This window comes from Arthrobacter sp. B0316-1-20, assembly GCF_059091865.1.
Genome location: NZ_JBNHHC010000142.1, coordinates 1 through 4,527, shown reverse-complemented (window position 1 = coordinate 4,527; position 4,527 = coordinate 1). Strand labels below are relative to the sequence as shown.

4 protein-coding genes and 1 pseudogene are annotated in these 4,527 nt (G+C 66.7%); 1 reads left to right on the top strand and 4 read right to left on the bottom strand.

Annotation, left to right across the window (positions count from 1 at the left end):
* Positions 1-306: 306 nt before the first annotated feature.
* The 3 genes and pseudogenes from AC5RW2_RS40595 to AC5RW2_RS40585 form a co-directional block, all read right to left on the bottom strand.
* The gene (locus tag AC5RW2_RS40595; protein WP_494075263.1) at positions 307-525 is read right to left on the bottom strand and encodes a hypothetical protein; all 219 of its coding nucleotides are present in this window, start codon (positions 523-525) and stop codon (positions 307-309) included.
* Positions 526-858: 333 nt separating this feature from the next.
* Positions 859-1,948, bottom strand: a pseudogene (locus AC5RW2_RS40590) (IS1595 family transposase).
* Positions 1,949-2,157: 209 nt separating this feature from the next.
* Positions 2,158-2,334, bottom strand: a complete 177-nt coding sequence (locus AC5RW2_RS40585; protein ID WP_493986706.1) for a CsbD family protein — start codon at positions 2,332-2,334, stop codon at positions 2,158-2,160.
* A gap of 387 nt (positions 2,335-2,721) precedes the next feature.
* Between AC5RW2_RS40585 and AC5RW2_RS40580 the strand changes: the two genes are divergently transcribed.
* A complete protein-coding gene (locus AC5RW2_RS40580; RefSeq protein ID WP_493986707.1) occupies positions 2,722-2,898 on the top strand; it encodes a hypothetical protein in 177 nt (58 codons plus the stop codon).
* A 522-nt stretch (positions 2,899-3,420) separates the two neighbouring features.
* On the opposite strand, the gene AC5RW2_RS40575 is transcribed toward AC5RW2_RS40580, so the two are convergent.
* Complete coding sequence (locus AC5RW2_RS40575; RefSeq protein WP_493986734.1) at positions 3,421-4,470, bottom strand: restriction endonuclease; 1,050 nt, start codon at positions 4,468-4,470, stop codon at positions 3,421-3,423.
* Positions 4,471-4,527 lie beyond the last annotated feature (57 nt).

Genomic DNA, 4,527 nt, shown 5'->3' with positions numbered 1-4,527 from the left:
GGCGGCCTGGCCGATGGCCGGTGCATTTCCCCCAAAACGCTTCCTGCCGGGTTCGCCGTTCGGGTCCCCCAACCCGGACCGTCGAACCTTCTGATGAAAGGATGACACCGGCAGCTGTTACTGCCTAGTACCTTTGCTACTCGTTTTCATGCATCTACATGACGGGTAGCAGGGGAGGGTAGTTAACCAGCGGGAACCTCATGCGGTGCCGAGGCCCTCCCTCGTCACCGCACCGCACGCGCTGGGGGCAGGCGGGACTGGCTGGTGGGGGATCCGGGGGTCCACCGGCCCCCTGCCCGGGCCCCTCTAGGGTGCCTGCCGGCCGATCTTCAGGACCATGGCCCAGTCCGTCTTCCGGTAGCGTTCCAAAGAGGCACCGCTGAACCGGACGGTCACGGAACTGTCCCCGTGCACGGCCTCTACCCGCCCCGCCTCCCGGACGAATCCTAACCGATGCTGCAGGTCCACGATGGCGCCAACCAGGGCGAGCTGGCTCCAGTCCCTGACCGCTTCGGCGAGATTCATCTTTGCAACCCCTCAGGAAACATGCCCGCGTGCCCGGGGCAGGTTCCCGGCCCCGGGGCCGTTCATCCCCGGCGGCCAGGACCAGCCACCCCCGTATAACTCCATCGATTGGACATTCTACAGCCATGCCGGAAGAAGAAGCGGTACCGCTGCCCTGCCCGACGCGCGCACGGCGGCCGCGGCTCTGCCCCTGCGGCCCGTGCCTGTGCCCCGGATGATGTGCCGCCGGTACCCGGATGCGGGCGGAAGCGGATCCGCGCGTCACTGGTGGCCGGTATCCGAATCTGAATCTGCTCGCCGGAAAACAACCGTCATATGCGCTGTCAGGGGTATTTAGCTGACCGGACCGTCGCGGTCAGTGGAACGCCAGGGATGGGCTGCCCGGGGACGGTCCAGGCTCGGTGGATAACCGCCGGTCCCGGGGGTGACAGGCCGGGTGGTCTTGGGCTGAGGGTCGGCGACCAGGTCGCGGTAGCGCACCGGACGGTGTCCGACGGCGAGTTCGAGGACGCGGTAGAAGACCATGCCGCGGCTGGTCGAACGGCGCCGGTTGAAGCGGAAGGCGCCGGTTGAAGCGGAAGGTGAACTCGTTCAGGTAGCTCTGCAGGTGCGCCGCGTCCACCGAGCCCTGATGGGTGCCCAGCAGCCACCGCTTGGCCAGCGACGCGATGCGGTGAACTCCAGGCAGCAGCTGGCCGGGGTCCTCGCCGCGGGCACGGGCGCGCGCTGGCTGCGCCGATCGTGCGTGTAGCCGAGTGTCTCGCCCCCCCCGGTAGCCCTGCCAGGCATCGGTGATGACGGTGGCGCCGGGCTCCACGTTCTCGCCGACGAACAGGTGCAGCGAGGCGGCCGAGGCGTCGGCCAGGATCGCCATCCGACAGCGTCCGTAGCCGCGGGGCTGCCTGACTTCGACGGCCACCGCTACGAGGGATTTCTTGCCCTTGGCCCGCCCACCACGCAGCCTAGGCTCCTCACCGCCGATGTACGTCTCATCGACCTCGACGACGCCGCTCAACCGGTCTCGGCCGGGGCGTACCAGCACCGGGCGCAGCCGATGCAGCATCGCCCACGCGGTCGGATATGAGCCGATCTCAAGCGCACGCTGCAGGCTCAACGCCGAGACGCCGTCCTTCTGGGCGGCGAACATCCAGCACGCCGTGAACCACACCGTCAGCGGCGTGCGTCGCCGGTCGAACAGGGTGCCCGCGGTCACCGCGGTCCGCGCCCCGCAGCCCGCGCACTTGAACCGGCCATCACCGAGCGCCCAGCCGCCGACCTGCGCGCAGCGCGGACAGACGACTCCCTCCGGCCAGCGCAGCCACCCCAGATAGTCCAAGCAGCCAGCATCAGTCGCGAACCAGGACTGAAACTCCCCGGTCGACCTCGGGTAGGGCCTACCGGCCTCCGGCTGCCTCCCATCCACGACTGCAGTCCAGTCCGGTCAGCTGAATACCCCTGACAGCGCATATGTAAGCAGGAAGTGATCCTATTGCAGATTTTGCAGAAGAGGGCACGCTGATACCGGTTCTGCCGGCCCGGCCTGATTACCGCCAGCAGGTCCGCCTAATCAGACCAACAGCAGGGGGTGCAGTACCAGTGGTACTGCACCCCTGCTCTTGATCCTTATCTAAGTCAGTCTTTCTTGAAGGCGTCTTTAACCTTCTCGCCAGCCTGCTTCAGATCCGACTTGGCCTGATCCCCTTTGCCTTCGGCCTCCAGGCTCTGATCGCCGCTGGCCTCCCCAGCCGCTTCCTTGCCCTTGCCGCCCAACTTCTCTGCCGCGTTACCGATCTTGTCATCCAAGCCCATCGCGCTGCTCCTTACAGTGAAGGTCCCACTGACTACAGTCAGGGGCTGACCACTCCATAGTAAGCGTGCTTAGGATGCGGAACCTCATATCCGGCAAAGGCGTTTTCGACCCATCCGCTGCAGCTCCGAAACAGGCACCCACATTCAGAAGCCCTTACCCCCGGTCCCGAATGCATTGGCCTGATCTGAAGAAACCGTTCCGCGACCGGCCCCCCACCGTCAGCGGCTGCCGGGGACGCCGATAGCAGCGCATATGTCGCTAAATGGCACGGTGTCAGCGCCGATTCAGCTGCCGGTGATGGGAATCTTCTTCCAGACACTACTGCCTCCGCCTGGGTGTGGTTACGGACCTTGTTGGCCCGCCGGGGGTCGGCATACAGTTTGGGCATGGACGAGTCGACAGGAAACGAGCCGGACCAGACCGGGACATCAGACACCGGTGAAGTGCCGGAGCAACAGTTGCACAGGTGGAAAGGCGAGGGTGGTGCACCGCCCCCCGAACCCAAACCCGAGCCCGAGCCCGAGTCGGGGTCCGCGCCGGAAGCCGAGACAGACAACACCTGAGGTGGACGGCCGTCGGCTGTTGGGTCCCTCGCGCCCTGCGGCCGGCCTGGCCGAGTGACTTGATGCGGAGGGAAACGCAGGAGCCAGGATTTACGACCGCATCATCAAATCCGACGACAGCGCTGGCCGGCATGCCGGAGGATGTCCGGCCCAGCCCGGAAACGTCGAAGACACCGGCGGATCGCATCCCGCCCCGGCATCTCCGGTTCTCATCTCCGGGCTTCCGGATGCCCTGCCCGAACCCTTGGGGATAGCAGCAGACGGCTCGGTTCAGGGCCGTGCCGGCCGAATCGGGTGAAGCGGAGCTGGATTGTGCGACCGGCTCTTGTCCTGCGGTTTGTACCGGGAGATGATGATGGTGCAGGCACATTTTCCGCGGAATTAACCGGGGGGACGACTCACACACGGCCCCCAGAGCCTGGGGGGCCGGTTTTGGTGCCGGTGTTTGAACGGCGCCGGCGGCAGCTGTTCTGTCGGCGGCGGGGGCAGCGCGCAGACTCTGACAATTTCGGGGCGGGAGGCTTAGCCTGCCTCTTCATCGAGCACCCAGGCCCGCTTCAGCGGCAGAGCCGCCCGGGTTTCATCAGGCAGCCGGTCATACACGCGGAACAGGTGCTCCAGGACGTCATCGGACTCCCAGACCCGGATCGAGGTCCGTTCCGTGCGGATCGCGGTCTTGGCCTGGCGGTTCAGGCCGGCCCAGGCAACCAGCAACGCCTGGTCGGCCTTGTTCGAAGTCATGGCCCCCTGCAGACCCCGCACGACCGGGGCCCCGATCTCGGAGGCCTCCGATTTCACCTCGACGATCAGGGTCGGCGGATCCAGACCGAGCGGACCCCGCCCGGCGATGATGTCGACACCGAAGTCCGGGCCCTCCGGGGACACGTCACACACATAGCCTTCGGCCCGCAGAATGTCAGCGATCAGGAGGGTGAGCTTGTGCTGCCCGAAATTCTCGATCAGGTAGGTGCGCACCCGGTCGCTGATCGCCTCCGGTGTGGGCACCGGGATGGGGTCCACGATGGTGGCGGCTTCCCCGGCTGTGTCCGGTGCCGCGGATGCCGGCAGTACACCGTTCCGCCCCGGGTCGGTGCCGTGCTCCAGGACGGCCCGCAGCCGCGCCTCGGCGTCGTTTTTGGTGGCCTGGAAAACCGTCATGGCTCCGTTGAGGGTGTGGAGCAGGTCATCCTTGATGCCGGCCCGGGAGACGTCGGTGCGGCGCCAGTCCACGGTGATGGTGTGCCGCCTGTCCATGTCGGGCTCCCCGCCCCGGTAGGTGTAGCCTCCCGTGCAGATGCCCAGAGCCAGCTTCTTCGTCGTCTTCAGGGGCAGCACGATCAGATCGCCCGGCGCGATGGTGTTGCGAAGGGCCCAGAGCTGGCCGGTGAAGTCGGCCTGGCTGGCGACCGAGGCTCGGGGGAAGCTGCGTTTCACCGCTTCACGGACCTGCTCCCGCGTGCCGGCTGCCGTCAGGTCGCCGACCTCATGGAACCCGCCGCTGGCCAGCCCGTTCATCAGGCACCAGTCGTCCCTCTCGCCCCGCTTGCCGGCCCGCACGATCCATGCGCCCACCTGATGCGTCCTTCCCGACAGGTTGAAACCGTTCCGAGCCCATTCTGCCCGCAAGGA

What these genes read in the sequence shown, in the direction of transcription:
- AC5RW2_RS40595 (WP_494075263.1), bottom strand. Translation starts at nt 525, where the DNA reads ATGAATCTCGCCGAAGCGGTCAGGGACTGGAGCCAGCTCGCCCTGGTT.
- AC5RW2_RS40585 (WP_493986706.1), bottom strand. Translation starts at nt 2,334, where the DNA reads ATGGGCTTGGATGACAAGATCGGTAACGCGGCAGAGAAGTTGGGCGGC.
- AC5RW2_RS40580 (WP_493986707.1), top strand. Translation starts at nt 2,722, where the DNA reads ATGGACGAGTCGACAGGAAACGAGCCGGACCAGACCGGGACATCAGAC.